Source organism: Pinisolibacter sp. DMC19 (genome assembly GCF_056313985.1).
The window spans coordinates 245343-270579 of the sequence record NZ_JBQUZF010000004.1 but is presented as its reverse complement, the minus strand read 5'-3'; the positions used below and the strand labels follow the sequence as shown (position 1 = coordinate 270579).

General features: G+C 68.8%; 22 protein-coding genes. 12 read left to right on the top strand and 10 right to left on the bottom strand.

What is annotated here, in order from left to right; all coding sequences use genetic code 11:
• The first annotated feature begins 36 nt into the window (after nucleotides 1-36).
• Both ACT53U_RS12395 and ACT53U_RS12390 read left to right on the top strand, forming a co-directional pair.
• On the top strand, nucleotides 37-1014 hold the full coding sequence (locus ACT53U_RS12395) for a threonine dehydratase (RefSeq protein WP_476155500.1): 978 nt from the start codon (nucleotides 37-39) through the stop codon (nucleotides 1012-1014).
• A 163-nt stretch (nucleotides 1015-1177) separates the two neighbouring features.
• Nucleotides 1178-2935 (top strand): AsmA family protein, encoded by a 1758-nt coding sequence (locus ACT53U_RS12390; RefSeq protein WP_476155498.1) that lies wholly within the window; start codon nucleotides 1178-1180, stop codon nucleotides 2933-2935.
• A 7-nt stretch (nucleotides 2936-2942) separates the two neighbouring features.
• Here ACT53U_RS12390 and ACT53U_RS12385 read toward each other — a convergent pair whose 3' ends face one another.
• The 6 genes from ACT53U_RS12385 to ACT53U_RS12360 all read right to left on the bottom strand — a co-directional run bounded on the left by ACT53U_RS12385 (nucleotide 2943) and on the right by ACT53U_RS12360 (nucleotide 9149).
• A complete protein-coding gene (locus ACT53U_RS12385) occupies nucleotides 2943-3293 on the bottom strand; it encodes a cupin domain-containing protein (RefSeq protein ID WP_476155497.1) in 351 nt (116 codons plus the stop codon).
• Nucleotides 3294-3530: 237 nt separating this feature from the next.
• Complete coding sequence (locus ACT53U_RS12380) at nucleotides 3531-4346, bottom strand: ABC transporter permease (RefSeq protein ID WP_476155495.1); 816 nt, start codon at nucleotides 4344-4346, stop codon at nucleotides 3531-3533.
• Nucleotides 4343-5245, bottom strand: a complete 903-nt coding sequence (locus ACT53U_RS12375; RefSeq protein WP_476155493.1) for an ABC transporter permease — start codon at nucleotides 5243-5245, stop codon at nucleotides 4343-4345. Before ACT53U_RS12375 ends, ACT53U_RS12380 begins: the two co-directional genes overlap by 4 nt.
• A 10-nt stretch (nucleotides 5246-5255) precedes the next feature.
• Nucleotides 5256-6404 (bottom strand): ABC transporter ATP-binding protein, encoded by a 1149-nt coding sequence (locus ACT53U_RS12370; RefSeq protein ID WP_476155491.1) that lies wholly within the window; start codon nucleotides 6402-6404, stop codon nucleotides 5256-5258.
• A gap of 108 nt (nucleotides 6405-6512) precedes the next feature.
• Nucleotides 6513-7631 (bottom strand): polyamine ABC transporter substrate-binding protein, encoded by a 1119-nt coding sequence (locus ACT53U_RS12365; protein ID WP_476155489.1) that lies wholly within the window; start codon nucleotides 7629-7631, stop codon nucleotides 6513-6515.
• A 129-nt stretch (nucleotides 7632-7760) separates the two neighbouring features.
• The gene (locus ACT53U_RS12360) at nucleotides 7761-9149 is read right to left on the bottom strand and encodes a glutamine synthetase family protein (protein ID WP_476155487.1); all 1389 of its coding nucleotides are present in this window, start codon (nucleotides 9147-9149) and stop codon (nucleotides 7761-7763) included.
• 136 nt (nucleotides 9150-9285) lie between these two features.
• Here ACT53U_RS12360 and ACT53U_RS12355 point away from each other — a divergent pair, with 136 nt between their 5' ends.
• The 4 genes from ACT53U_RS12355 to ACT53U_RS12340 all read left to right on the top strand — a co-directional run bounded on the left by ACT53U_RS12355 (nucleotide 9286) and on the right by ACT53U_RS12340 (nucleotide 14610).
• The gene (locus tag ACT53U_RS12355) at nucleotides 9286-10005 is read left to right on the top strand and encodes a GntR family transcriptional regulator (protein WP_476155485.1); all 720 of its coding nucleotides are present in this window, start codon (nucleotides 9286-9288) and stop codon (nucleotides 10003-10005) included.
• 78 nt (nucleotides 10006-10083) lie between these two features.
• Nucleotides 10084-11481: a glutamine synthetase family protein gene (locus tag ACT53U_RS12350; RefSeq protein ID WP_476155483.1), complete on the top strand. Its 1398-nt coding sequence runs from the start codon at nucleotides 10084-10086 to the stop codon at nucleotides 11479-11481.
• A 236-nt stretch (nucleotides 11482-11717) separates the two neighbouring features.
• A complete protein-coding gene (locus ACT53U_RS12345) occupies nucleotides 11718-13121 on the top strand; it encodes an aspartate aminotransferase family protein (protein WP_476155481.1) in 1404 nt (467 codons plus the stop codon).
• A 199-nt stretch (nucleotides 13122-13320) separates the two neighbouring features.
• Nucleotides 13321-14610 carry an NAD(P)/FAD-dependent oxidoreductase gene (locus ACT53U_RS12340; protein WP_476155479.1) on the top strand — a complete coding sequence of 430 codons (1290 nt, stop codon included), beginning with the start codon at nucleotides 13321-13323 and terminating at the stop codon, nucleotides 14608-14610.
• 21 nt (nucleotides 14611-14631) lie between these two features.
• Here the strand turns inward: ACT53U_RS12340 and ACT53U_RS12335 are convergent, their stop codons facing one another.
• Nucleotides 14632-15849, bottom strand: a complete 1218-nt coding sequence (locus ACT53U_RS12335) for a hypothetical protein (RefSeq protein ID WP_476155477.1) — start codon at nucleotides 15847-15849, stop codon at nucleotides 14632-14634.
• Between the two features lie 206 nt (nucleotides 15850-16055).
• Here ACT53U_RS12335 and ACT53U_RS12330 point away from each other — a divergent pair, with 206 nt between their 5' ends.
• Nucleotides 16056-16277, top strand: a complete 222-nt coding sequence (locus ACT53U_RS12330; protein WP_476155475.1) for a SlyX family protein — start codon at nucleotides 16056-16058, stop codon at nucleotides 16275-16277.
• Nucleotides 16278-16309: 32 nt separating this feature from the next.
• Here ACT53U_RS12330 and ACT53U_RS12325 read toward each other — a convergent pair whose 3' ends face one another.
• Nucleotides 16310-17944, bottom strand: a complete 1635-nt coding sequence (locus ACT53U_RS12325) for an NACHT domain-containing protein (protein ID WP_476155473.1) — start codon at nucleotides 17942-17944, stop codon at nucleotides 16310-16312.
• Between the two features lie 101 nt (nucleotides 17945-18045).
• Complete coding sequence (gene lepA, locus ACT53U_RS12320) at nucleotides 18046-19848, bottom strand: translation elongation factor 4 (protein ID WP_476155471.1); 1803 nt, start codon at nucleotides 19846-19848, stop codon at nucleotides 18046-18048.
• Between the two features lie 267 nt (nucleotides 19849-20115).
• On the opposite strand from lepA, the gene ACT53U_RS12315 reads away from it, so the two are divergent.
• Nucleotides 20116-20463, top strand: a complete 348-nt coding sequence (locus ACT53U_RS12315) for a DUF2147 domain-containing protein (RefSeq protein ID WP_476155469.1) — start codon at nucleotides 20116-20118, stop codon at nucleotides 20461-20463.
• A gap of 70 nt (nucleotides 20464-20533) precedes the next feature.
• Here the strand turns inward: ACT53U_RS12315 and irrA are convergent, their stop codons facing one another.
• A complete protein-coding gene (gene irrA, locus ACT53U_RS12310) occupies nucleotides 20534-21028 on the bottom strand; it encodes an iron response transcriptional regulator IrrA (protein ID WP_476155467.1) in 495 nt (164 codons plus the stop codon).
• Between the two features lie 237 nt (nucleotides 21029-21265).
• Between irrA and fabA the strand changes: the two genes are divergently transcribed.
• The 4 genes from fabA (at nucleotide 21266) to ACT53U_RS12290 (ending at nucleotide 25122) form a co-directional block, all read left to right on the top strand.
• Complete coding sequence (fabA, locus tag ACT53U_RS12305; protein WP_476137549.1) at nucleotides 21266-21772, top strand: 3-hydroxyacyl-[acyl-carrier-protein] dehydratase FabA; 507 nt, start codon at nucleotides 21266-21268, stop codon at nucleotides 21770-21772.
• Between the two features lie 148 nt (nucleotides 21773-21920).
• A complete protein-coding gene (gene fabB, locus ACT53U_RS12300) occupies nucleotides 21921-23138 on the top strand; it encodes a beta-ketoacyl-ACP synthase I (RefSeq protein ID WP_476155465.1) in 1218 nt (405 codons plus the stop codon).
• 154 nt (nucleotides 23139-23292) lie between these two features.
• Nucleotides 23293-24132, top strand: a complete 840-nt coding sequence (gene fabI / locus ACT53U_RS12295; protein ID WP_476155463.1) for an enoyl-ACP reductase FabI — start codon at nucleotides 23293-23295, stop codon at nucleotides 24130-24132.
• Between the two features lie 84 nt (nucleotides 24133-24216).
• Entirely contained in the window at nucleotides 24217-25122 is a 906-nt protein-coding gene (locus ACT53U_RS12290; RefSeq protein ID WP_476155462.1) for an EamA family transporter, read from the top strand.
• Nucleotides 25123-25237: the final 115 nt, after the last annotated feature.

The following is a 25237-nucleotide window of genomic DNA, read 5'->3' as shown; positions in this document are numbered from 1 at the left end:
GCCTTCGCCGCCCGCCCCCGAGAACCGGATCCGCCCATGCCCAGCCTCGCAGACTTCGAAGCGGCCGCCCGCCTGATCGCTCCCCACGTACCGCCGACGCCGCAATATGCCTGGCCGGTGATCGCCGAGACCCTCGGCGTCGAGACCTGGGTGAAGCACGAGAACCACACGCCGACCGGCGCCTTCAAGGTGCGTGGCGGTCTGGTCTTCGTCGACCGGCTGCTGCGCGAGAAGCCCGAGACCCGCGGCATCGTCTCGGCGACCCGCGGCAACCACGGCCAGTCCCTCGCCTTCGCCGCGCGCGCCCGCGGCATCGGCTGCGCCATCGTCGTGCCGAAGGGCAATTCGCGCGAGAAGAACGCCGCGATGCGGGCCTTCGGTGCCGAGCTGATCGAGATCGGCGACGACTTCGACGCCGCCCGCCTCGCCGTCCCCGGCCTCGCCGCCGAACGCGGCTTCGCGATCGTGCCGTCGTTCCATGCCGATCTCGTGCTCGGCGTCGGCACCTATGCGATCGAACTCTTCCGCGCCGTGCCCGATCTCGCCGTGGTCTTCGCGCCCATCGGGCTGGGCTCCGGCGTCTGCGGCCTGATCGAGGCCAAGGCGGCGCTCGGTCACACGGTCGAGATCGTCGGCGTCGTCTCGGACAAGGCCGATGCCTACAAGCGCTCCTTCGAAGGACCGGATCTGGTCGAGACCAGCCATCCGGCCACGACCTTCGCCGACGGCATGGCGGTGCGCTGCCCCTCGCCCGAGGCGCTGGCGATCATGCGGCGCGGGCTTTCGCGCGTCGTCACCGTCGACGACGCGGCGATCGCCGACGCCGCCCGCCTGATCTTCACCGCCACCCACAACGCCGCCGAAGGCGCCGGCGCCGCGGCGCTCGCCGCGCTTGCCGCCGAGCGCGGGCGCTGGCGCGGACGCAAGGCCGGCGTCGTCCTGTCGGGCGGCAACATCGACCGCGACTGGTATGCCGCGATACTCGCTGGAAACACGCCGGTGGTCGGCGCGTGAGGGCCGGAGTGGAGACGCGACGCCTCCTGCTTGCGATTCTCTCTCAATTCCGTGGACGACCGCCGATTTCGCGGCCGTCGCGGCATTGGTCCGTTGCAAGCCGGCGCGCGGGACGTTAACCGAAGTGAATGACGGCCCACCGCCACGTTTCCGGACGCGCGCCATGAAGCGCCTCATCGCCGCCCTGATCGCCCTCGCGGGGCTGATCGTCGGCGCGACGACGCTGCGCGGCGCCATCGCCCCCGACGAGATCCGACGCGAGGTCGAGACGACGCTCGCCGGCTGGATCGGCGCGCCGGTCCGCGTCGCCGGCGAGGCCCGTGCGACGCTGCTGCCGACCCCGCGCCTGCGCTGGACCGACGCCGCGATCACCGACGCCTCCGGCGCGACCATCGCCACCGCCGCCGAGATCGAGACGCCGATCTCGCTCGCCGCCCTTCTCTCCGGTCGGATCGAGACCGACGGGTTGGTCCTGCGCGGCGCGCGCCTGAAGCTCGGCGCCGAGGCTCTCCGGTCGCTCGCCCTGAGCGCCCGCCTCTTCGCCCTGCCGCCGATCGACCTGCGGCTGGAGAACGCCCGCATCGACGTCGCCCGCCCGGCGGACATCGAGACGATCGAGGCGCTCGATCTCACGATCGCCCACAAGGCGGTCGGTGCCGGCCTCGAGTTCGACGGCAAGGGCCGCTGGCGCGGCGAAGCCGTGAACCTCGCCGCCCGCCTGCCCGGCGATGCCGCTTCGCCGCGCTGGCGCCTGTCGCTGAGCGGTGCCGGGGCGACGCTCTCGGCCGACGGCGAGAAGACCGCCGATCCCGCGGCGCGCTGGAGCGCCTCGACCTCTCTCGACGTGACCGACCCCGCCCGTCTCGCCCGCCTCCTCGGCGTCGGCGCCGACGTGCTGCGCGCGCCGCTCCGCCTCGAGGGCGCGCTGACGGTCGCCGACGGCACGGCGACCCTGACCGACGCCGCGCTGCGCCTCGGCCGCGCCACCGCCAAGGGCAGTCTGGCGCTGGCGATGGGCGGCGACGAACCGACCATCGGCGGCACGCTCGCCTTCGGCACCATCGCCTTCCGTGCCGACGAACCGCTGTTCGGCGACGGCTGGCGCGATCTGGCCCTCGCCCGCGACCGTTTCGGCATCGCCCTGGCGCTGCGCCTGTCGGCGGCCGAACTCACCACGCCGCGCTTCACCCTGACGCGTCCGGCGGTCGCCCTCGACCTCGCCGGCGGTCGGCTCGATGCCCAGATCGGCGACGTCGGTCTGTGGGGCAAGCCGGCCTCGCTCGGCGTCGTCGGCAATCTCGGCGCCGGCGGCCTCTCCGCCCGGATCCGCGCCGTCGCCAAGGACCTGCCGGCGGCCGAACTCGCCACCCTCTTCGCGGTCGACGGCGTCGAGGCCGGTGTGGTCGAGACGTCCTTCGAGGGGGCGACCACCTGCGCCACGCTGGGGGCCTGCGTCGAGGCGATCTCGGGCCGCGCCACCATCGCCGCGACCGGCCTGACGGTGACCGGCCTCTCGCCCTTCGGCGACGTCACCCGCTTCCACCCGATCGTCCTCGGCCCGAAGAGCGCGCCGAAGAAGACGACCTGGTCGAGTGCCCGCGCCCTGATCGATCTCGCCGGCAACGATGCCCGCATCGAGACGGTGGAACTGATCGGCCCGGATGCCCGCTTCGCCCTCAAGGGAAAGGGCGACCTCGCCCACGGCGGCGTCGAACTGACCGGCCACGCCTATTTCCGCAACCTGCGCCCGACCCCGTCGCGTCCGACCAGCGACGAGATCCGCATTCCGCTCCGGGTCCACGGTACGGTGCAGCGGCTGGAGATCACCCCGGCGATGCCGGAACCGGTGCCGGTCGAAGCCCCCGGCCCGACCCTGGCGCCGATCCCGATCGTCCCGCCGGTCGGCGGCTCGGGTCAGTGAGCGGATCTCACGTCGTCGCGATCGCGTAGATCTTGCGGCAGGGCTCGATCGTCTCCCAGACGCCGGTGAAGCCGCGCGGGATGACGAAGGCGTCGCCCGGCCCGTACTCGGCCGAAGATCCGTCGTCGCTCGCGAGCCGCACCCGCCCCTCGAGGACGACGCAGAGCTCGCTCTCCTCGTAGGTGACCCGCCACGCCCCGACGCTCGACGCCCAGACGCCCGAATAGAACCCCGTCGCCTCGTCGTCGTGGACGGCGACGAAACCGGTCGCGGGCGTACCGGCGACGACCTTCTCGGGCGCGATCGCCTCGTCGGTCTGCGGCCGCAGCGAGGTGTCGACGGGCAATGTGGCGACCATGTCTTCCTCCGATGAAGGGACTTCTGCACAGTTCGGGAGAAGCGGCTTCGGTGTCGTGCGCGATGCTTCGAGACGGCGTTCTTCGAACGCCTCCTCAGCATGAGGCGTTTGTAATTGCCGGAGAAATCTCCAGCGCCTCATCCTGAGGAGCGCCGCAGGCGCGTCTCGAAGGATCGCGCCCGGACGTCGATCCGCTCCTCTTCGAATCTGCGCGGAGATCCAATGAAGGGGACGGCCTCAGCCGGCCGCCGCCGCCCGTTCCGCCCGTTCGCGCTCGAGTTCCTGCCGCTTGGTCAGGATCGAGGCGGTGACGACGGCGATCGAGATGACCGCGATCACCAGTGTGCAGACCGCGTTGATCTCCGGCTTCACGCCGAGGCGCACGTCCGAATAGATCTTCATCGGCAGCGTCGTCGCCCCCGGACCGGTAGCGAAGGAGGCGATGACGAGATCGTCGAGCGACAGGGTGAAGGCGAGCATCCAGCCCGACACCACCGCCGGCCAGATGATCGGCAGGGTGATGCGGAAGAAGGTGCCGAAGGGCCGGCAGCCGAGATCCATCGCCGCCTCCTCGAGGCTGCGGTCGAAGCCGACGAGGCGCGACTGCACCACCACCGCCACGAAACACATGGTGAAGGTGATGTGGGCGAGCGTGATCGTCCAGAAGCCGCGGTCGAAGTCGATCGCCACGAAGAGCAGCAGCAGCGACAGGCCGGTGATCACCTCCGGCATCACCAAGGGCGCATAGACCATGCCCGAGAACAGCATCCGCCCGGGAAACCGCCCCATCCGCGCCAGCGCGATCGCCGCCATCGTGCCGAGGACGGTCGCCACCGACGCCGAGGCGAGACCGACCTTCAGCGTCACCCAGGCGGCGTCGAGCAGCTGCTGGTCCTGGAAGACTTCCGCGTACCAGTGCACCGACCAGCCCTGCCAGACCGCGACGTTGCGGCCGGCGTTGAAGGAATAGATGATCAGGATGACGATCGGCACGTAGAGAAAGGCGAAGCCGAAGGTCAGCGACACGACGTTGAAGAGCGAGAAACGCCTCATCGATCCGCCCCTTCCGCCTTGGCCTGCGCATTCTGGAAGATGACGATCGGCACCACCAGCAACATCAGCAGCACGATCGCCACGGCGGAGGCCGCCGGCCAGTCGCGATTGTTGAAGAACTCCTCCCACAGCGTCTTGCCGATCATCACCGTGTCGGATCCGCCGAGCAGATCCGGGATGACGAACTCGCCGACCGCCGGGATGAAGACCAGGAACGAGCCGGCGATGACGCCCGGCAGCGACAGCGGGAAGGTCACCCGCCAGAAGGCCTGGAACGGCGTGCAGCCGAGATCCTGCGCCGCCTCGATCAGGGTGTCGTCCATCTTCTCGAGGCTCGAATAGAGCGGCAGCACCATGAAGGGCAGGTAGGAATAGACGATGCCGATGTAGACCGCCCGCTGGGTCGCGAGGAAGGTGATCGGTTCGGATATCACCCCGATCCCCACCAGCAGCGAGTTGAGCAGGCCCTCGTCGGAGAGGATGCCGATCCAGGCGTAGACGCGGATCAGGAAGCTCGTCCAGAACGGCAGGATCACCAGCATCAAGAGCGTCGGCCGCCACGCCTTCGGCGCCCGCGCCATGGCATAGGCGAGTGGATAGCCGATCGCCAGCATGATCAGCGTCGAGGTCGCGGCGATCCACACGCTCGACAGATAGCTCTCGACATAGATGCTCTCGGTGAAGAGACGCAGATAGTTGGCCGGCGAGAACTCGCCGATCTTGGCGAAGAAGTCGCCGATCGTCGCGATCACCGGCTCGTAGGGCGGCTGCGCGATGACGCTCGACGAGAAGGAGATCTTGGCGACGATCAGGAACGGCACCAGGAAGAAGACCAGCATCCAGACGTAGGGAAAGCCGACCAGAAGGAAGCGACCGACGCGCGGTTTCGACGAGCTCATCGCACCCTCCTCAGGCCTTCAGGACCACACCCGCCGTCTTCGACCAGGTGAGCCACACCCGATCGTCCCAGGAGATCGGCCGCTCGACCGTGCGGCTGACGTTGGCGACCGTCGCCCGGAAGGTCCCGCCGCCGTCGAGGCGGACGTGATAGACCGAGGTGTCGCCGATGTAGCCGATGTCCCAGACCTCGCCCGCGAGCGCGTTGACCGACGGATCGACCGGCTCGTCGAGCGAGACACGGACCTTCTCCGGCCGCACTGCCGCCCAGACGGTCGCGCCGACCTCCGGCTTCGCTTCGTCCTCGAGCACGATGGCGACGCGCGGCGAGGCCGCCTCCATCCGCACAACGTTGCCCTCGACCGAGGCGACGCGGCCCTCGACGATGTTGATGTCGCCGATGAAGTCGGCGACGTAGCGCGAATTCGGCTGTTCGTAGATGTCGGAGGGCGGGGCGACCTGGACCAGCTTGCCGTGATCCATCACGGCGATGCGGTCGGCGACGGTCATCGCCTCCTCCTGGTCGTGGGTGACGATCAGGAAGGTCATGCCGAGGTTCTGTTGCAGATCCATCAGCTCGAACTGGGTCTCCTCGCGCAGCTTCTTGTCGAGCGCACCGAGCGGCTCGTCGAGGAGCAGCACCTTCGGCCGCTTGGCGAGCGAGCGGGCGAGCGCCACGCGCTGGCGCTGACCACCGGAGAGCTGGTGCGGCTTGCGCTTGGCGAACTTCTCCAGCTTGACGAGCTTCAGCATCTCCTGGACGCGCGTCTCGATCTCGCCCTTGGGCATCTTGTCCATGACGAGGCCGAAGGCGATGTTCTTCTCGACGGTCATGTGCGGGAAGAGCGCGTAGGACTGGAACATCATGTTGACCGGCCGTTCGTAGGGCTGCATGCCCTCGAGCGACTGGCCGGCGAGCGTGATGTCGCCGTCGCTCGGGTGTTCGAAGCCGGCGAGCATCCGCATCAGGGTGGTCTTGCCGCATCCCGACGGCCCGAGCAGGGCGAAGAACTCGCGCTCGTAGATGCCGAGGGAGACGTCGTTCACCGCGGTGAAGTCGCCGAACCGCTTGATCACGTTCTTGAACTCGATCAGCGGGCGGGCCTGCGGATCGTCCCAGGGGGCGAATTTGCGGCGAACCGGGCCGAGTGTCTTGGCCATCGAGTACCTCCGGCGATCTCGGGAGACGACTGGGGAGCCGGCGGTCCCCGAGGGAGCCACCGAAGAGCAGAGGGGCGGTCGCCCGCCCCTCCGTTCATCCGTTCGTGATCACTTGCGCTTCATCTCGCGCCAGACCGAGGTCAGCACGCGCTGAGACTTCTGGTCGAAGGGGGTGATGACGTAGAGCTTCTTCATCGTCTCGACCGACGGATAGATGCTCTTGTCTTCCAGCACCGCCTTGTCGACGAACTTCTGCGACTCGAGGTTGCCGTTCGGGTACTTCACGAAGTTCGACGCCTTGGCGATCACCTCGGGCTTCATCATGTAGTTGATGAAGGTGTAGGCCTCCTCGACGTTCTTCGCATCCTTCGGGATGACGAAGTTGTCGAAGAACATGTAGGCGCCTTCCTTCGGAATGATGTAGCCGATCTCGACCTGCTTCTTCGGGTCCTTGACGGTCTTGTTCTTCTCCTCGGCGCGGCTGGCGGCCTGCTTGATGTCGCCGGACCAGCCGACCACCAGACAGGCGTCGCCGTTGGCGAGCGCGTTGATGTACTCCGAGGAATGGAACTTGCGGATTGCCGGCCGGATCTTCTTGAAGTATTCGGCCGCCTTCTGCAGGTCTTCCGGCTTCTTGGAATCCGGATCGAGGCCGAGATAGTTCATCACCGCCGGGACGATCTCGTCCGGCGCGTCGAGCATCATCACGCCGCAGCCCTTGAGCTTGAGGACATACTGCGGATCGAAGGCGAGCTTCCAGCTGTCGAGCGGCGCGTCCGGGATCAGTTCCTTGATCTTGGCGACGTTGTAGCCGATGCCGGTGGTGCCCCACATGTAGTTGACGGCGTACTTGTTGCCGGGGTCGTACTTGGCCAGGATGTCGGTGACGGTCGGCCACATGTACTTGATGTTCGGCAGCTTCGCCTTGTCGAGCGGCGTGAAGACGCCGGTCTGGATCTGACGGCCGAGGAAGTTGCCCGACGGCACCACGACGTCGTAACCGGTCTTGCCGGCCAGAAGCTTCGTCTCGAGAAGCTCGTTCGAGTCGAAGACGTCGTACTTAACCTTGATGCCGGTTTCCTTGGTGAAGTCCTCGAGGATCGACGGGTCGATGTAATCCGACCAGTTGTAGACGTTGACCACCTTTTCCTGCGCCTGCGCACCTGCGGTCCACAGGGCCGCCGCGACCACGGAGGCGAACATCGATGCGAAGTGATGCGTCTTCATGGGTGTCGATCCTTTTCGTCGTCGCGGGTGTCTCTCGTCCCGAGCAACCCAGCCTAGTCCCGTCCGTCCCGTCCTGTCAGCCCCCGTCGGATGCCCCGTGCTCGTTCGTCGCGCATGCCTGCGTTTTGGTCAGAGGTAGGTGGCCCGCTCCAGCGGCGTGATCTCGGCTTCGAAGGCGGCGACTTCCGCCTTCTTCAGATGTGCGTAGAGCGAGCGATACTCGACCCCGAGGGCGCGCCGGATGAAGTCCGAGCGCTCGAACAGGCGGATCGCGTCGTCCATGGCGTCGGGCAGGCGCTGCGCCGGCTCCTCGTACGCGTTGCGCACGATCACCGGCGGCGGCGCGATCTCGCGCTCGAGCCCCTCGATCATGCCGGCGAAGACGGCGGCGAGCACCAGATAGGGATTGGCGTCGGCGCCGGCGATGCGATGCTCGAGCCGCCGCGCGTCGGGCGGGCTCGCCGGGATGCGCACGCCGACCGAGCGGTTGTTGAGCCCCCACGACGCCGTCGTCGGCGCGTAGGAACCCGGCTGCAGCCGGCGATAGCCGTTCCAGGTCGGCACGAAGAGCAGCGTCGCCGCGTTCATCGTCTCGATCAGGCCGCCGATGCAGTGCTTGAGCTTGCCCTCGCCGGTCGCCGGGTCGGAGAAGATGTTGATGCCCGCCTTGTCGAGCAGGCTGACGTGGACGTGGAAGCCGTTGCCGGCGACGTCCATGAAGGGCTTGGCCATGAAGCTCGCCTTGAGCCCGTGGCGGCGCGCCACCTCGACGATCAGGCGACGCAGCATGACCCCGTCGTCGGCCGCCGCCATCGGGTCGGCGCGGTGCTTGAGATTGACCTCGAACTGGCCGGGTGCCGCCTCCGACACGATCGTGTCGATCGGCAGGCCCTGGAGCCGCCCCATGTCCCAGATGTCGGAGAAGACGGCGCGATGTTCGGCGAGGTCTTCCAGCGCGTACATGTTCTGCGGGCTGGGGCCCGAGGTCGCGCGATAGACCGGCGACGGCATGCCGTTGGGCATCGGCGGCGCCTTGGGGTCGAGCAGGTAGAACTCGAGCTCGATGGCGCAGCATGGCGTCAGCCCCATCGCCGTCATGCGATCGACGATGTTGGAGAGGCAGACGCGCGGATCGCCCTCGAACGGTCGACCGTCCTCGGAATTCATCGTCAGCAGCACCTGCGCCGTCGGCCTCTCGGCCCAGGGCACGATGCGCAGCGAGCCCGGCACCACGGTGCAGATGCCGTCCGAGTCGCCGGTCTCGACGTGGAGACCGGTCTCCATCACCTCGCGGCCCCAGACGTCGAGGCCGAACATCGAGACGGGGAAGTTGACGCCGGTGGTGAAGGCCTTCTTCAGGCTCTCGACCGGACCCCACTTGCCGCGCAGCACGCCGTTGGAATCGGTGATCAGATACTCGACCGCCTCGACGTTCGGATGGGCGGCGAGGAAGCGTTCCAGCTCCTCCACTCCGCCTTCCGCGCCTCGCGCCGTCGTCGGCTCGCTCGAAATCGTCATTCGTCGCCTCGGAGCCGGTCGCTCGTGCCGAAGGGCACGCGACGAGCCTTGTTGCAAGTCGACGAAAATGTGATCACATTGATTTGGTACTGTCAATCACGTACGCCGGGCTCCCGGCGAGATCGGGGAAGACCGCATGACGCGACGCACCACGGCCGCGACGCTCGCCCCCGAGGTCGGCGACGACGACGACATCGGCGACGGCCCGCTGCACGACAGGGTCTACCGTGCGTTGCGTGACGCATTGGTGACGGGTCGCATCGTTCCCGGTCGTGCCGTGACGCTGCGCGGTCTCGCCCAGTCGCTCGGCGTCTCGCCGATGCCGGTGCGCGAGGCGATCCGCCGCATTGCCGCCGAGGGCGGCCTGGTGGTCGGCGCCAACCGCCGCGTCTGGGTGCCCGACATGGACGTCGAGCGCTTCGACGAACTGGTGCGGGCCCGCTCGCTGCTCGAGCCCGAGGCGGCCGTGCGCGCCCTCCCCCACATCGATGCCGCCCGGTTGGAACGGCTCCGCACCATCGACGCGGCGATCGACGCCGCCCTCGAGAGCGGCGACGTCGAAGGCTACATGGCCGGCAATCATCGCTTCCATTTCGAGATCTACGGCGCCGGCCCGTCACGCGTGCTGGTGCCGCTGATCGAGAGCCTGTGGCTGCAGTTCGGCCCCTTCATGCGCTCGGTCTACGGCCGGCTCGGCACCGCCGCGCTGGTCGACCACCATGTCCATGCCCTCGCGGCCATCGCCGACGGCGACGCCGCCCGCCTCGCCGAGGCGATCCGCGCCGACATCATGGACGGCATGGACCTGATCGACGGTACCGTCCTCGGCCGCGTGCCGCCGCGACCGGTGCCGTGACGTGACAGAACGCGCGGCCGGTTGACGGACGAACCGGCCTCGCTCAAAATGTGATCACATTTTTTGAACGGGTGGCCCATGGCCAAGAAGAAGAAATCCCAGGGTTCGACCGCCGACCTGCGCGGCGTCGCCGACAAGAGCGCCGCCGCCGCGTGGCTCGAGGACCGCGGCCTCGAGGACATCGAGTGCATCGTGCCCGACATCGCCGGCGTGGCGCGCGGCAAGATGATGCCGGTGGCGAAGTTCGTCGACGCCCCCGTCATGTCGATCCCCGGATCGATCTTCACCCAGACGATCACCGGCGAATACCCGGACGAAGACGACGACTTCCAGGTCGACGACGCCGACGGCGACATCCGCCTGATCCCCGACTATTCGACGCTGGCCGTCGTGCCCTGGGCCTCCGACCCGACGGCGCAGATCATCCACGACGCCTATCACCAGGACGGCCGTCCGGTTGAGATCGCGCCGCGCCAGCTGCTGCGCCGGATCATCGACCTCTACGAGAAGAAGGGCTGGAAGCCGATCGTGGCGCCCGAGCTCGAGTTCTATCTGGTCGAGCGCAACCAGGACCCGGACTATCCGCTGAAGCCGCCGATCGGCCGCTCCGGCCGGCCGGAGAGCGGTCGCCAGTCCTACTCGATCGCCGCGGTCAACGAGTTCGACGATCTCTTCGACGACATCTACGACTTCTCGGAGACGCAGGGGCTCGAGATCGACACCCTCATCCACGAGGAGGGCGTCGCCCAGATGGAGATCAATCTGCGCCACGGCGATCCGCTGGCGCTGGCCGATCAGGTCTTCCTGTTCAAGCGCACCATCCGCGAGGCGGCGGTGCGCCACAACATGTACGCCACCTTCATGGCCAAGCCGATCGCCGGCGAACCCGGCTCGGCCATGCACATCCACCAGTCGATCGTCGACGTGGAGACCGGGCAGAACATCTTCTCCGGCCCCGACGGCGGCCCGACGCGGGAGTTCTTCCACTTCATCGGCGGCCAGCAGAAGTTCCTGCCGGTGGTGATGTGCATGCTCGCCCCCTACGTGAACTCCTATCGCCGCCTGATGCGCAAGTCGGCGGCGCCGGTGAACGTCCACTGGGGCTACGACAACCGCACCGTCGGGCTGCGCGTGCCCAATTCCTCGCCGGCCGCCCGCCGCGTCGAGAACCGCGTACCCTCGTCGGACGCCAACCCCTATCTCGCCATCGCCGCCTCGCTCGCCTGCGGCTGGATCGGCATGATCGAGGGGCTGAACCCCGGCGATCCGGTGGAAGGCTCGGCCTACGACCTCGACTTCGGCCTGCCGCGCGGCCTGCTCGAGGCGGTCGCCCTCTTCGAGGAGAGCGACGAGATGACCGACATCTTCGGCAAGTCCTTCTCCTCGACCTATCGGGCGATCAAGCAGGCCGAATTCGAGACCTTCATGCGGGTGATATCCCCTTGGGAACGCGAGTTCCTGCTGCTCAACGTCTGAGCCGTCGACGCCGCGCGAACCGCGGCCCGCTCGCCGTCTTCCCCGGCGAGGCGCGACGAGACCGAGGGAAGGGGATCCATGCGGCGCGAGCCCATGTGCCGCATGGATCCCCTTCCCCTCCGCACCCCCGAGGGTGCCCGGCCGGGGATGACGGCCGCAACGAAACCCAGCCGACGCCGGATCGCAGATCCGGCGAACGGTGAAGCCATGCCCATCGCGTCGGAGATCGCCTCGACATGACTGCCTCCAACCTCTACCCGACCGCCGAACTCCAGGCCCTCGACAGCGCCCACTACCTCCACCCCTTCACCGAATACGCGAGCCTCGCGCGGGAAGGAGCCCGCGTCATGGTGCGCGGCGACGGCGTGTGGCTGACGGATTCTGACGGAAGGCGCTATCTCGACGGCATGGCGGGCCTGTGGTGCACCAACATCGGCCACGGCCGTCGCGAGATCGCCGACGCCGTCCACGAGCAGATGCTGGAGCTCGCCTACTACAACTCCTTCTTCAAGACGACGAACGCCCCGGCGGTCCGCCTCGCCGAGAAGCTCGCGAGCGTCGCCCCCGCCCACATGAACCGCGTCTTCTTCTGCGGCTCTGGCTCGGAGGCCAACGACACCGTCTTCCGCATGGTGCGCTGGTACTGGGACCTGCTCGGCAAGCCCAAGAAGAAGGCCTTCATCTCGCGCCGCAACGCCTACCACGGCTCGACGGTCGCGGCCGCCTCGCTCGGCGGCATGAAGCCGATGCACGGCCAGGGCGACCTGCCGATCGCCGGCATCTCCCACATCGCCCAGCCCTACTGGTTCGGCGAGGGCGGCGACATGAACCCGCACGAGTTCGGCGTCTGGGCCGCCCGCGAGCTCGAACGCGAGATCGACCGCCTCGGCGAGGAGAACGTCGCCGCCTTCATCGCCGAGCCGATCCAGGGAGCCGGCGGCGTCATCATCCCGCCCGAGACCTACTGGCCCGAGATCAAGCGGATCTGCGCCGAACGCGAGATCCTGCTGGTCGTCGACGAGGTCATCTGCGGCTTCGGCCGTACGGGCGCGTGGTTCGGCGCCGACACCTACGGCGTGACGGCCGACCTCCAGCCGATCGCCAAGGGGCTCACCTCCGGCTACCTGCCGATGGGCGGCGTCATGGTCTCCGACAAGGTCGCGGCGGTGATCACCGCCGAGGGCGCCGAGTTCAACCACGGCTACACCTACACCGGCCACCCGACCTGCGCCGCAGCCGCCTTGGCCAATCTCGACATCATCGAGCGCGAGGGCCTCGTCGCCCGCGTCCGCGACGACATCGGCCCCTATCTTCGCGAACGCTGGCTGACGCTCGGCGACCACCCGCTGGTCGGCGAGGCGCGCATGAAGGGCCTCGTCGGCGCGCTCGAACTGGTACCGGAGAAGGCGTCGCGGTCGAAGCGTTTCGCCCAGGTGACGGACGAGGGCCGGGTCGGCACCATCGCCCGCGATCTGTCGTTCAAGAACGGCCTGATCATGCGCGCCGTGCGCGACAGCCTGATCCTGTCGCCGCCGCTGACGCTGTCGCACGCCGAGGCGGACGAGCTCGTCCGCCTCGCCGCCAAGACGCTCGACGACACGCATGCCGCCCTGAAGAAGGAAGGCCTGGTCAAGTCCTGACCAGTGGAAAGGTCGATGCCGCCGATCAGGCCCAGCGGGCGGATCGGCGGCATCGCCGTCTCCGATCGAACCGGCTGAGCCTGCGCTTCGCCGTGACGTTTCGCCCTCCGCAACGCCACCACCTCGACGAACGACGCGAGACGGGCGAGAAAGGGCAATTCGGCGGAAGTCCCCGCCGGCCGACACCGGACCCGCTCGGATGACCGAACCCGCCCCGCACGCCCCCTCCCTCTATGCCGCGACCGCCCACGAGGCGCCGGAGCGCCCGCCGCTCGACGGCGACGTCGCCTGCGACGTCTGCGTGATCGGCGCCGGCTACACGGGGCTCTCGACCGCGCTGCATCTGGCGAAGAAGGGGCGTCGGGTGATCGTGATCGAGGCGAACCGGGTCGGCTGGGGCGCCTCGGGCCGCAACGGCGGCCAGCTCCATTCCGGCCAGCGCCGCGACCAGGAGACGCTCGAGGACTGGTTCGGCATCGAGCGCGCCCGCGCCCTCTTCGACCTCGCCGAAGAGGCCAAGCGCACCGTCAAGGGACTGATCTCCGCCCACGGCATCGACTGCGACTGGCGCGAGGGCCTGATCCACGCCGTCCACAAGAAGTCGTGGCTGCGCGAGGCCGACCGCGAGGTCGAGCATCTGATCGCCCGCTACGGCTGGGACGGCGCCACCTTCCTCGACCGCGAGGCGCTCGCCCGCGCCATCGGCACCGACGTCTATTTCGGCGGTTGGCGCGACGGCACCGCCGGCCATCTCCACCCGATGAACTACGCCCTCGGCCTCGCCCGTGCCGCCGAGGAGGCGGGCGTGCGCATCCACGAAGGCACCCGCGCCGTCGGCCTGAACGGCGAGGTGGGCAGCGCGCGGCGCGTCGTGACCGCCACCGGAACGATCTCGGCCTCCGACGTGGTGATCGCCGCCAACGGCTATCTCGACGGGCTCGACCCCGAGATCGACGCCCATGTCATGCCGATCCGCAACTACGTGCTGGCGACCGAGCCGCTCGGCCCCCGCGCCTCGCGGCTGATCCCGCTGCGCGAGGCGGTCGCCGACAGCCGCTTCGTCGTCCACTACTGGCGCATCGCGGCCGACGGCCGCCTCGTCTTCGGCGGCGGCGAGACCTACGGCCACAGCGATCCGAAGGACATGAAGGCCTTCGTCCGCGCCCATATGCTGAAGATCTATCCCGACCTCGCCGACGTGAAGATCGACTATGCCTGGGGCGGCACGCTGGCGGTCACCATGAACCGCATGCCCTATTTCCGGCGACTGCGCCCCGGCGTCTACACCGCCGCCGGCTATTCCGGCCACGGCGTCGCCATCGCCACGCTGGCCGGCAAGCTGCTCGCGGAAGCCATCGAGGGCGACACGTCGCGTTTCGACGTCATGGCCTCGATCCCGGCCAGGTCCTTCCCCGGCGGACGACGCCTGCGCCACCCGTCGCTGGTGCTCGCCATGAGCTGGTACGCGCTGCGCGACCGCCTCGGCTGAGGCGGTCGCCGCTCGCCTTCGTCAGCGCACGTAACGCAGCGACGAATCGCGCGGATCGCGGTGCCAGTGGCACTGGACCTGGCGATGGAACGCCATGTCCTCGGTCGGCCAGGCGTGATAGTGGCAGTTTTCGCCCATGGGGCTGCGGCTCGACGCTTCGCGCGACGGGCGCTCGAAGGGCCTGAGTACGGGTCCGCGCGGCCGGTCTTCGAAGAAGGCCGGCGGCTGCCAGCCCCAACGCGGCCGCGGCACCACCACGATCTCCTCGTCGTCGTCCTCCGGCGGCGGCACGTAACGCGGCCTCTCGACGGCGCGGCGCGCTTCGTCGCGGCGGATGGCGGCCAGCCGATCGGCGAAGTCGCCGCCGCCGTCGGCACGCGGGATGTCCTCGTCGCGCGACGGCGCGCGCATCGCCTCGCGCTTCGGCGGCAAGGGTTTCGCCTTGGGCTCGACCGGCTTCGTCTCCGCAGCCTTGGGGGCGGTGGCGGCCGGACGGCTCGCCTCGACCGGCGGCGTGATCACCGTGGGCGCCGCGGACGGCGGCGCGGCGACCGGGGCTGCGGGCTCGGTCACCGCGACGGCCGGCTTCTCCGGCTGGGACGGCTGCGGCGCGACGGCGACCGGCGGCTGCGGCACCTGCGGCGGCGAGGCCTCGACGATCGATCCGCGCGGCGTAGCCGGTTCGACCGCAGCCGAAGGCGCGACGGTGGGAGCTGGCTTTTCGGGTTCGGCGATCCGGGTCGGCGGCGCGGCGGCCGCCGGATCGGTCATGTCGCCGGTGCGCTTGTCGATGCCGATCACCCGCACCGGACGGCCGTCGGGCCCGAGCGGCACCGGCGCCTCGGCGGTCGCGGCGGGCGCGGGGGTCGGAGCCGCGGCGGGAGCCGGCTCGGCGGCGGCGCTCGGCGCCGGAGCCGGTGTCGGCGTGGTGGCCTGGGTCGGGCGGGCGATGTAGGGCAGGTTGCCGCCGGAGGTCGACGGGGCGGGCTCCGCCTTGGCGGACGGCGTCTCCGGCTTCGCCGGGGCGACCATCTCGGTCTCGGCGACCTTGGCCGCCGGTGCGGCGTCGGCCGGCGCACCCGCCGTCCGCGTCCACATCGCCCAGGCACCGAGCGGCAGGCCGACGATGGCGACGGCGGCGAGGATAACACCGAGATTGCCGCGGCGCCTGGGGGGCCGCTCGTCGGGATCGGGTGGGGTGACGGGCGGGACCCAGAGAACCGGCAGATTGGACGACATGGGCGAAGCGCTCCGAAGCGACGCGTCCCGGCATCCCGGGACCGTTGCATCACAGGATCGGCCGCGATCTCGGCGAGACGAGGGCAGCTCTTCGGCCGGATCGCGGCGCGGCCCGTCATCGTGTCTCGGAATCGTTTCTGCCCCCCGGCGCTGGACAAGCGCGTCCGCCCGGACGATGGTCTGCGCCCAGCCCGACGGAGCCCGCCGTGACCGAACTCGAAGACGCCCTCGCCCGTATCGACCGCCTGGAGGCGACCGTCGCCGACCAGGACCGCACCATCGAGGAGCTCAACGCCATGGTGGTCCAGCAATGGAAGCGCATCGAGGTCCTCGATCGCCGCACCGCCATGCTGTCCGACCAGTTGCTGGAGATGGAGAGCCGCTCCGGCCTGTCGCGCCCCGCCGATCCGCCGCCGCCGCACTGGTGAGACGGCGACCGCCGGTCTATTTCGCCACGTCTCTATTTCACCACGTCGTAGAGCCGATAGAGCCCCACGTGGGCGCGCGGCGTCGCGCGGAAACCGACGAAGTCGGGCAGGGTCATGGCGTCGCGTTCGCCGATACCGAGCACATGGTCGAAGCGGGCGGCGTGATCGCCGACGTCCATGCCGAACATCGTGTAGTTCCGCCGCATGTCGGAGATCGTCGTCATCGCGTTCTCGGGCGTGTTCTGCAGCCACGCGTCGCGGAAGCGCAGCGGCTGTTGGCCGGGATAGACGAAGAGCGACTGGACGACGATGCCGCGCTCGATCACCGCATAGGCGGCGAGGTGATAGATCCCGGTGCGCCGCCGCCGTTCGGCGCGCGTCAGGTTGTGGCTGGCGTCGGTCTGGACGACGAAGACCCGTTCGCCCGGCTCGACCGCGGCGAGCACGGCCTCGAGATCCAGCCGCTCGCGGTCCGTCCCGGCCCAGCGCAGGGCGGTCGCCGCCGAGGCGAGGCCGACGACCACGACCAGCATTGCCACCCACGCCGTCGCCCATCGCCGGTCGAAGCGCACCGACGTCTCGATGCTCGCCGCCAGGAACAGGGCGGCGACCAGCAGCGGCCGCCAGCCCGCCATGTGGACGCCGCCGAAACTGTTGGGCGTGACGGCATAGAGCGCCAGAGCCATGAGGATCGCCGGTAAGGCCCGCCGGTCGATCCGGAGCGCGCCGAGAATCCAGGCGGGCAGCAGCAGGCCGATCACCAGCGTCAGCGCCACCGCGTTGTGCCACCACGGGCCGATGTCGAGCAACCGCTCGATCTGCCCGAGGCGGACGATCGGGTTCTCGAACCCGCGCACCGACGTGTCGATCACCGCCCATTCGGTCCGCGTCGCCCGTTCGAAGACGACGAGCGCCGCCACCGGCACGATCTGCGCCGCGTCGCGCGCCCAGCCGCGCAGGCGGTCGCCCATCCCCCCTCCCCGGCCGAGATCGCGCAGCCGCGCCCCGATCACCCACAGACCGTAGGCGCCGAAGCCGGCGAGATGGGCGGTGTAGAGCAGGAGGCAGAAGATCGCCCCGCCGACGCCCCTGAGCCACGGCCGACGGTCGTCGATCGCCTCCCAACACGCCGCGGCGAAGAGCATCAGCGCCATCGACAGATTGAAGGAGAGGAAACCGCGATCGAAACCGGAGTTGAAGACGAGCGGCACCGCGAGGAGCTGCGGCAGGCCGATCCGTCGCCGGAGCGCCCAGGACAGCGCCGCGACGCCGCCGAGCGTCAGAAGAGCGGTGACGAAGACGTAGAGCCGCCCGGCGTCCCAGACGTCGAGCAGGCGCCCGACGGCGACCATCCACAGATCGAAGGCGAGGTTGGGCACGAGCCCCCAGGCGGCGCGGTACTGCGCCGCGACAGCCGGATCGTCGAGATGGGTCAGGATCCAACCGCGCGCCAGGTGGTTCGGATAATCCTGCATGCCGAGATGGACGAAGACGACGACCGGCCAGATCGCCAGCGCGAAGAGCGCGACGCCCAGCACCAGCACCGCGCCCGAGGTCGGACGCACACCGCCGTCGGCCGCCGCCGCGCGGCGGGCGAGGAGACGACGCGCGGACGAGAACCGACCGTGCGGCTCGCCCGTGATGGCGTCTCTCTGCGACGTCCCCATCGCGCCCCCTCGTCTTCCACCCCGTGTCGGTCACCCGCCGCGGCGATCACACGTCGAGGACGCGGAGCGTGGCACCGTCCGACCGCGCGGACGGCGCGCCGTCAGGCCTCGACCTTCAGCACCTGGATGAAGGCTTCCTGCGGGATGTCGACCTTGCCGAACTGCCGCATGCGCTTCTTGCCCTCTTTCTGCTTGTCGAGGAGCTTGCGCTTGCGGGTGGCGTCGCCGCCGTAGCACTTGGCGGTGACGTCCTTGCGCAGCGCCCGGATCGTCTCGCGCGCCACGATCTTGCCGCCGATCGCCGCCTGGACGGGGATCTGGAACATGTGCGGCGGAATGACGTCCTTCAGCTTCTCGCAGATGGCGCGACCGCGGCTCTCGGCGCGGGTCTTGTGCACCAGCATCGAGAGCGCGTCGACCGCCTCGCCGTTGACCAGGATCTGCAGCCGGACGAGGTCCGATTCGCGATAGTCGGCGAGGTGATAGTCGAAGGAGGCATAGCCCTTCGACACCGACTTCAGCCGATCGTAGAAATCGAACACCACTTCGTTCAGCGGCAGCTCGTAGACCACCATGGCGCGCGAGCCGGCGTAGGACAGGTCGAGCTGGACGCCGCGCTTGTCCTGGCAGAGCTTGAGCACCGAGCCGAGATACTCGTCCGGCGTCATGATCGTCGCCTTGATCCAAGGCTCCTCGATCTCGCGGATGCGGCTGACGTCCGGCATGTCGACCGGGTTGTGCAGCTCGATCTCCGAGCCGTCGACCAGCTTCATCTTGTAGACGACCGAAGGCGAGGTCGCGATCAGGTCGAGATTGAACTCGCGCTCGAGCCGCTCCTGGATGATTTCCAGATGCAAGAGGCCGAGGAAGCCGCAGCGGAAGCCGAAGCCGAGCGCCGCGGAGGTCTCCATCTCGAAGGTGAAGGAGGCGTCGTTGAGGCGCAGCTTGCCCACCGCGGTGCGCAGGTCCTCGAAGTCGGCCGCGTCGACCGGGAACAGGCCGCAGAACACCACCGGCTGGGTCGGACGGAAGCCCGGCAGCCGCTCGGCGCAGGGCTTGCGCTCGTCGGTGATGGTGTCGCCGACGCGGGTGTCGGCGACTTCCTTGATCGAGGCGTTGATGAAGCCGATCTCGCCGGGGCCGAGCTCCTTGAGCTCCACCATCTTCGGCGTGAAGACGCCCATGCGCTCGACGTCGTAGGTGGCACCGGCCTCCATCATGCGGATCTTCTGACCCTTGCGCATGACGCCGTCGACGATGCGCACCAACACGACGACGCCGAGATAGGTGTCGTACCAGCTGTCGACCAGCATCGCCTTGAGCGGCGCGTCGCGATCGCCCTTGGGCGGCGGCAGGCGGGTGACGATGGCCTCGAGCACGTCGCCGATGCCGATGCCGGTCTTGGCCGAGATCGGCACGGCATCGGAGGCGTCGATGCCGATCACCTCTTCGATCTGTTCCTTGACGCGGTCGCAGTCGGCCGCCGGCAGATCGACTTTGTTGAGGATCGGCACGATCTCGTGATTGTTGTCGATCGCCTGATAGACGTTGGCGAGCGTCTGCGCCTCGACGCCCTGCGAGGCGTCGACGACGAGCAGCGAGCCCTCGCAGGCGGCGAGCGAACGAGAGACCTCGTAGGCGAAGTCGACGTGACCGGGCGTGTCCATCAGGTTCAGGACATAGGTCTCCCCGTCCTTGGCCTTGTAGTCGAGGCGCACGGTCTGCGCCTTGATGGTGATGCCGCGTTCGCGCTCGATCTCCATGTTGTCGAGCACCTGCTCGACCATTTCGCGCGTTTCGAGGCCGCCGGTCGTCTGGATGAGACGATCGGCCAGCGTCGACTTGCCATGGTCGATGTGGGCGATGATGGAGAAGTTGCGGATGTGCTTCAGATCGGTCGTCATGGCGCCGTGGATACCAGCGCCGACAGCCGAATGAAAGGCCCGCAGCGCGACTTTTCGGCCCTTCGCGGCCGTCGAGCCCCCACGATGTCGCACCACGCGCATGCGTTGCCGCACGCGACCGCGTCGCGCCTATTCCATGAGAACTTCATTACATAAGCATGTTCTGAACTCGCACCGTCGGAGGAGGGCCATTTCGACGGGCGAGCGGCCGACCGCGAGCGACCTCGGACGGGGACGTCGCGCTCGGGCACCCCGGAGACCGTTCCCATGAATCTCAGATCGATCGCCCTCGCCGCCACCGTCGCTCTCGTCGCTGCGCCTGCCTTCGCCGCCGGCCCCGACGGGGTCTACTCCCGCCCCAACGGCACCACCGCCAAGGTCACCACCTGCGGCGGCAACCTCTGCGCCAAGGTGCAGGAATCCGGCTTCGACATGTTCATGACCGGCATCGCCCCCGCCGGCGAGGGCAAGTGGAAGGGCGACATGAAGCATCCCGACATGCCGGGCTTCATGACCTTCAACGGCACCGTCACCACGACGCCCGGCGGCCTGAAGATCCAGGGCTGCGCCGTCGGCCAGTCGATGTGCGATTCGGAGGTGTGGACGCGCAAGTGAGCGTCCCGCCCGGCGACGTCGCCGCCGCCCCTCGCCTCGGCGATCCGGGCCCGCGCCCGGATCGTCCCGTTCACCGCTTGCGGCGCAACCGGATCGTCACCTCGCAGCCGACGATCTCCATGCCCTCGGGCGGGGTCGGCAGACGGTCGATGCCGACGTCGTCGGCCGAAACGTCCATCATCACGCCCTCGTCCTCGACGTAGAAATGGTGATGGCTGTCGACCCGGGTGTCGAAGAAGGACTTCGCCCCCGCCGCCGCGAGCTCGACCAGCAGGCCGGCCTCGGTGAACTGCTTCAGCGTGTTGTAGACGGTGGCGAGCGACACTTTCGCCCCCGCCGTCAACGCCTCCGAATAGACCTGCTCGGCCGAGAGGTGGCGATCGCCCTGGCTGAACAGCACGCCGACGAGATCGATCCGCTGCCGCGTCGGCCTCAGCCCATGGGCGCGCAGCCGCTCGACGGCGGGGCCGTCGCGACGGCCGATCGACACGACGACACCCTCGTCCGCGCCCTCGAAGGCGTCGTCGGACGGATCGGCGGCGTAGGCTCTGGCGGCTTCGAACATGCGGGCTCTCCGGTGGGTCGACGATTGATCATATAATGCGACGCATTCGCAAATTCTGCAAGAGCCACCCGACCGCGACTGCGACCATGGACGCGTTCCCCCGCAGGTCCACGGATCTTTCGGCGGCTTCGCCCCTGTGTTAGGAAGGCGCCGAACCTCCGCCCGCCCCGAGGACGACGCCGGCGCGACGCCCGTGGGACGAGCCACCATCCCGATCAGGGGGAAGAAGAAGAGACGATGTCCGAGCGCCCCTCCAGCCTCTCCTACGAAGACCTGCTCGCCTGCGGCCGCGGCGAGATGTTCGGCCCCGGCAACGCCCAGCTGCCGCTGCCGCCGATGCTGATGTTCGATCGCATCGTGGAGATCTCCGAGACGGGCGGCGCCAACGGCGTCGGTCTGGTGCGCGCCGAGTTCGACATCCGTCCCGACCTCTGGTTCTTCCCCTGCCACTTCCAGGGCGACCCCGTCATGCCGGGTTGCCTCGGCCTCGACGCGCTGTGGCAGCTGACCGGCTTCTTCCTCGGCTGGCTCGGCCTGCCCGGCAAGGGCCGCGCCCTCGGCGTCGGCGAGGTGAAGTTCTCCGATCAGGTCCTGCCGACCACCAAGCTGGTCGAGTATCGCGTCGACCTGAAGCGCGTCTTCAAGACCAAGCTCAAGATGGGCATCGCCGACGGCACGCTTCTCGCCGACGGCAAGCCGATCTACGAGGTCAAGGACATGCGCGTCGGCCTGTTCCAGGCCTGATTTCCGCGAAGGGTCCGGCGCACGTCGCCGTGTTCCGTGATAGAGTTCCCCGCGCCGCCCGAGCGGCGCGGGGTCGAACGCCGATGGGCGGTTCGAAGTTCGACACGAGCGCCGCCGGTGGGCGGACGCCAGCGAAAGAGGTGATCCCATGAGGCGGGTCGTCGTGACGGGTATGGGCATCGTTTCCTCCATCGGAAACGACAAGGCGGCAGTTCTGGACAGCCTGCTGAACGCACGCTCCGGCATCGAGCGCGCCGAGCAATACGCCCAGCTCGGCTTCCGCTGCCAGGTCCACGGCATGCCGCACATCGACGTCGAGGCGCTGATCGACCGCCGCAACATGCGCTTCCACGGCGGCGGTACCGCCTGGAACCACGTCGCGATGGATCAGGCGATCGCCGACTCCGGCCTCGAAGAGGGCGACATCAAGAACCCGCGCACCGGCATCGTCATGGGCTCGGGTGGACCCTCCACCCGCACCATCGTCGAGGCCGCCGCCATCACCCAGGACAAGGGCCCCAAGCGCATCGGCCCCTTCGCCGTGCCGAAGGCCATGTCCTCGACCGCGTCGGCCACGCTCGCCACCTTCTTCGGCATCAAGGGCGTGAACTATTCGATCTCCTCGGCCTGCGCGACGTCGAACCACTGCATCGGCAACGCCTACGAGATGATCCAGTGGGGCAAGCAGGACGTGATGTTCGCCGGCGGCTGCGAGGATCTCGACTGGTCGCTGTCGAACCTGTTCGACGCCATGGGCGCCATGTCGTCGAAGTACAACGACACGCCGGCCACCGCCTCGCGCGCCTACGACAAGAACCGTGACGGCTTCGTCATCGCCGGCGGCGCCGGTGTGCTGGTGCTCGAGGAGTACGAGCGCGCCAAGGCCCGCGGCGCCAAGATCTACGCCGAGATCGTCGGCTACGGCGCGACCTCGGACGGCTACGACATGGTCGCCCCGTCGGGCGAGGGCGCGATCCGCTGCATGCAGCAGGCGCTCGCGACCGTGAAGACGCCGATCGACTACATCAACCCGCACGCCACTTCGACGCCGGTCGGCGATCAGAAGGAAATCGAGGCGCTCCGCGCGGTGTTCGGTGCGAATTGCCCGCCGATCTCGGCGACCAAGTCGCTGACCGGCCACTCGCTCGGCGCCACCGGCGTGCAGGAGGCGATCTATTCGCTGCTGATGATGGAGAACGACTTCATCTGCAAGAGCGCCAACATCGAAGAGATCGACCCGGCCTTCGCCGACATGCAGATCGTGCGCGAGCGCATCGACGGCGTGAAGCTCGGCACGGTCCTGTCGAACTCCTTCGGTTTCGGCGGCACCAACGCGACGCTGGCGTTCTCGCGCCACGACATCTGATCGGGCACGCCCGATCCGAGGCAAGATCACGGCTTTCCCGATGGCGTGACCACGCCGCGGGAAGGCCGTCGTCTTTCCGTCACGAATTCGAAAGAAGACCGACGCGTCGTCCCGCGGGATCCGATGCGGCGGGGCAAGAAGAGAAAGGGACCCGATGAGCGGGATCATGGCGGGTAAGCGCGGCCTCGTGATGGGCGTCGCCAACGATCATTCCATCGCCTGGGGCATCGCCAAGAAGCTCGCCGGCCAGGGCGCCGAGCTCGCCTTCACCTATCAGGGCGAGGCCTTCGGCCGCCGCCTGAAGCCGCTCGCCGAGACGATCGGCTCGACGATGCTGCTGCCCTGCGACGTGGAAGACATCGCCTCGGTCGACGCCGTCTTCGAAAAGCTCGCCGCCGAATGGGGCAAGATCGACTTCCTCGTCCACTCGATCGGCTTCTCCGACAAGAACGAGCTCAAGGGCCGCTACGCCGACACCACCCGCGAGAACTTCTCGCGCACCATGGTGATCTCGTGCTTCTCCTTCACCGAGATCGCCAAGCGCGCGGCCGCGATGATGAACCGCGGCGGTTCGATGATCACGCTGACCTACGGCGGCTCGACCCGCGTCATGCCGAACTACAACGTCATGGGCGTGGCCAAGGCGGCGCTCGAGAGCTCGGTGCGCTATCTCGCCATGGACTTCGGCCTCGACGACATCCGCGTCAACGCCATCTCCGCCGGCCCGGTCCGCACGCTCGCCGGCTCCGGCGTCTCCGATGCCCGCGTGATGTACAACTATCAGAAGCGCAACTCGCCGCTCGGCCGCACCGTGACCATCGACGAGGTCGGCGGCACCGCGCTCTACCTCCTCTCCGACCTGTCCTCCGGCGTCACCGGCGAGATCCACTTCGTCGATTCGGGCTATTCGATCGTCTCGATGCCCCGCCTCGAGGAGCTCAAGGCCCAGGAGAGCCGCGAGGAAGCCGCCGGCAAGGTCTCCGCCGCCGAGTGATCCTCGGACACCCGAATGCACGGCGGCCGCGCGGGAGACACCCACGCGGCCGCTCTCGTTTCGCCGCCCCTTCGGAAGGCCGCCATGTTCGCATCGCTGTGGATCGTCACCACCGTCACCGCCGCCGGCGCCCAGACGCTGCGCAATGCGCTGCAGCGCGGGCTGACGACGTCGCTCGGCACGCTCGGCGCCACCAACGTGCGCTTCCTCTTCGGCCTGCCCTTCACCATCCTCTTCCTCGCGTCGCTGATGGCGGCGACCGGCGATCGACCGCATCCGCAGGCGCTGTTCTGGCTCTGGGCGATGCTCGGCGGCTTCGCCCAGATCACCGCGACCGCCCTGATGCTCGCCGCCATGCAGGATCGCTCCTTCGTGGTGACGATCGCGCTGACCAAGACCGAGGCGGTGCAGGCGGCGCTGTTCTCGCTGGTCTTCCTCGGTGAAGTGCCGACGCCGACGTTGGTCGTCGCGATCGCGCTGGCGACGCTCGGGGTGATGATCATGTCCTGGCCGAAGGGCGGCCTCGCGGCGGCGACCGGTTCGCGCTTCGCCCGCCTGCGCCCGGCGCTGCTCGGCATCGCCTCGGGCGGCTTCTTCGCCCTCTCCGCGGTGCTGTTCAAGGCGGCGATCCGGGCGGCCGATTCCGGCGGCTTCCTCGTCGACGCCGCCACCGCGCTGGTCACCTCGGTCGCGGCGCAGACCATCGTGCTGACCGGCTGGCTGGCGATCGCCCGGCGCGACGTGCTGGTCGCGACCTTGCGCGAGTGGCGCCCGTCGATCGGCGCCGGATTCCTCGGCGCCCTCGCCTCACAACTGTGGTTCGTCGGCTTCGCCATCGCGCCGGTCGCCGCGGTGCGCACCCTCGGCCTGATCGAGCTGCTCTTCGCGCAAGGCCTGTCGCGCGGGCTGATGAAGGAGAAGGCGAGCCTGCGCGAACTCGCCGGCATCGCCCTCCTCGTCCTCGGCGTCGTGCTGGTCTTGAGGGCCTGAGCCGAGGGAGAGCGGCGGTGCTCGACGGAGCAACTTGTTCGGCTTCATGTTGAGGTGCTCGGCAAAGCCGAGCCTCGAAACACGAAGCCTCGACGGGCCGTGCCACTCGGCCCTT

Bases quoted from the DNA above. Each gene is read 5' to 3' on its own strand.
- ACT53U_RS12395 (WP_476155500.1), top strand. From the start codon at position 37: ATGCCCAGCCTCGCAGACTTCGAAGCGGCCGCCCGCCTGATCGCTCCC.
- ACT53U_RS12390 (WP_476155498.1), top strand. From the start codon at position 1,178: ATGAAGCGCCTCATCGCCGCCCTGATCGCCCTCGCGGGGCTGATCGTC.
- ACT53U_RS12385 (WP_476155497.1), bottom strand. From the start codon at position 3,293: ATGGTCGCCACATTGCCCGTCGACACCTCGCTGCGGCCGCAGACCGAC.
- ACT53U_RS12380 (WP_476155495.1), bottom strand. From the start codon at position 4,346: ATGAGGCGTTTCTCGCTCTTCAACGTCGTGTCGCTGACCTTCGGCTTC.
- ACT53U_RS12375 (WP_476155493.1), bottom strand. From the start codon at position 5,245: ATGAGCTCGTCGAAACCGCGCGTCGGTCGCTTCCTTCTGGTCGGCTTT.
- ACT53U_RS12370 (WP_476155491.1), bottom strand. From the start codon at position 6,404: ATGGCCAAGACACTCGGCCCGGTTCGCCGCAAATTCGCCCCCTGGGAC.
- ACT53U_RS12365 (WP_476155489.1), bottom strand. From the start codon at position 7,631: ATGAAGACGCATCACTTCGCATCGATGTTCGCCTCCGTGGTCGCGGCG.
- ACT53U_RS12360 (WP_476155487.1), bottom strand. From the start codon at position 9,149: ATGACGATTTCGAGCGAGCCGACGACGGCGCGAGGCGCGGAAGGCGGA.
- ACT53U_RS12355 (WP_476155485.1), top strand. From the start codon at position 9,286: ATGACGCGACGCACCACGGCCGCGACGCTCGCCCCCGAGGTCGGCGAC.
- ACT53U_RS12350 (WP_476155483.1), top strand. From the start codon at position 10,084: ATGGCCAAGAAGAAGAAATCCCAGGGTTCGACCGCCGACCTGCGCGGC.
- ACT53U_RS12345 (WP_476155481.1), top strand. From the start codon at position 11,718: ATGACTGCCTCCAACCTCTACCCGACCGCCGAACTCCAGGCCCTCGAC.
- ACT53U_RS12340 (WP_476155479.1), top strand. From the start codon at position 13,321: ATGACCGAACCCGCCCCGCACGCCCCCTCCCTCTATGCCGCGACCGCC.
- ACT53U_RS12335 (WP_476155477.1), bottom strand. From the start codon at position 15,849: ATGTCGTCCAATCTGCCGGTTCTCTGGGTCCCGCCCGTCACCCCACCC.
- ACT53U_RS12325 (WP_476155473.1), bottom strand. From the start codon at position 17,944: ATGGGGACGTCGCAGAGAGACGCCATCACGGGCGAGCCGCACGGTCGG.
- lepA (WP_476155471.1), bottom strand. From the start codon at position 19,848: ATGACGACCGATCTGAAGCACATCCGCAACTTCTCCATCATCGCCCAC.
- ACT53U_RS12315 (WP_476155469.1), top strand. From the start codon at position 20,116: ATGAATCTCAGATCGATCGCCCTCGCCGCCACCGTCGCTCTCGTCGCT.
- irrA (WP_476155467.1), bottom strand. From the start codon at position 21,028: ATGTTCGAAGCCGCCAGAGCCTACGCCGCCGATCCGTCCGACGACGCC.
- fabA (WP_476137549.1), top strand. From the start codon at position 21,266: ATGTCCGAGCGCCCCTCCAGCCTCTCCTACGAAGACCTGCTCGCCTGC.
- fabB (WP_476155465.1), top strand. From the start codon at position 21,921: ATGAGGCGGGTCGTCGTGACGGGTATGGGCATCGTTTCCTCCATCGGA.
- fabI (WP_476155463.1), top strand. From the start codon at position 23,293: ATGAGCGGGATCATGGCGGGTAAGCGCGGCCTCGTGATGGGCGTCGCC.
- ACT53U_RS12290 (WP_476155462.1), top strand. From the start codon at position 24,217: ATGTTCGCATCGCTGTGGATCGTCACCACCGTCACCGCCGCCGGCGCC.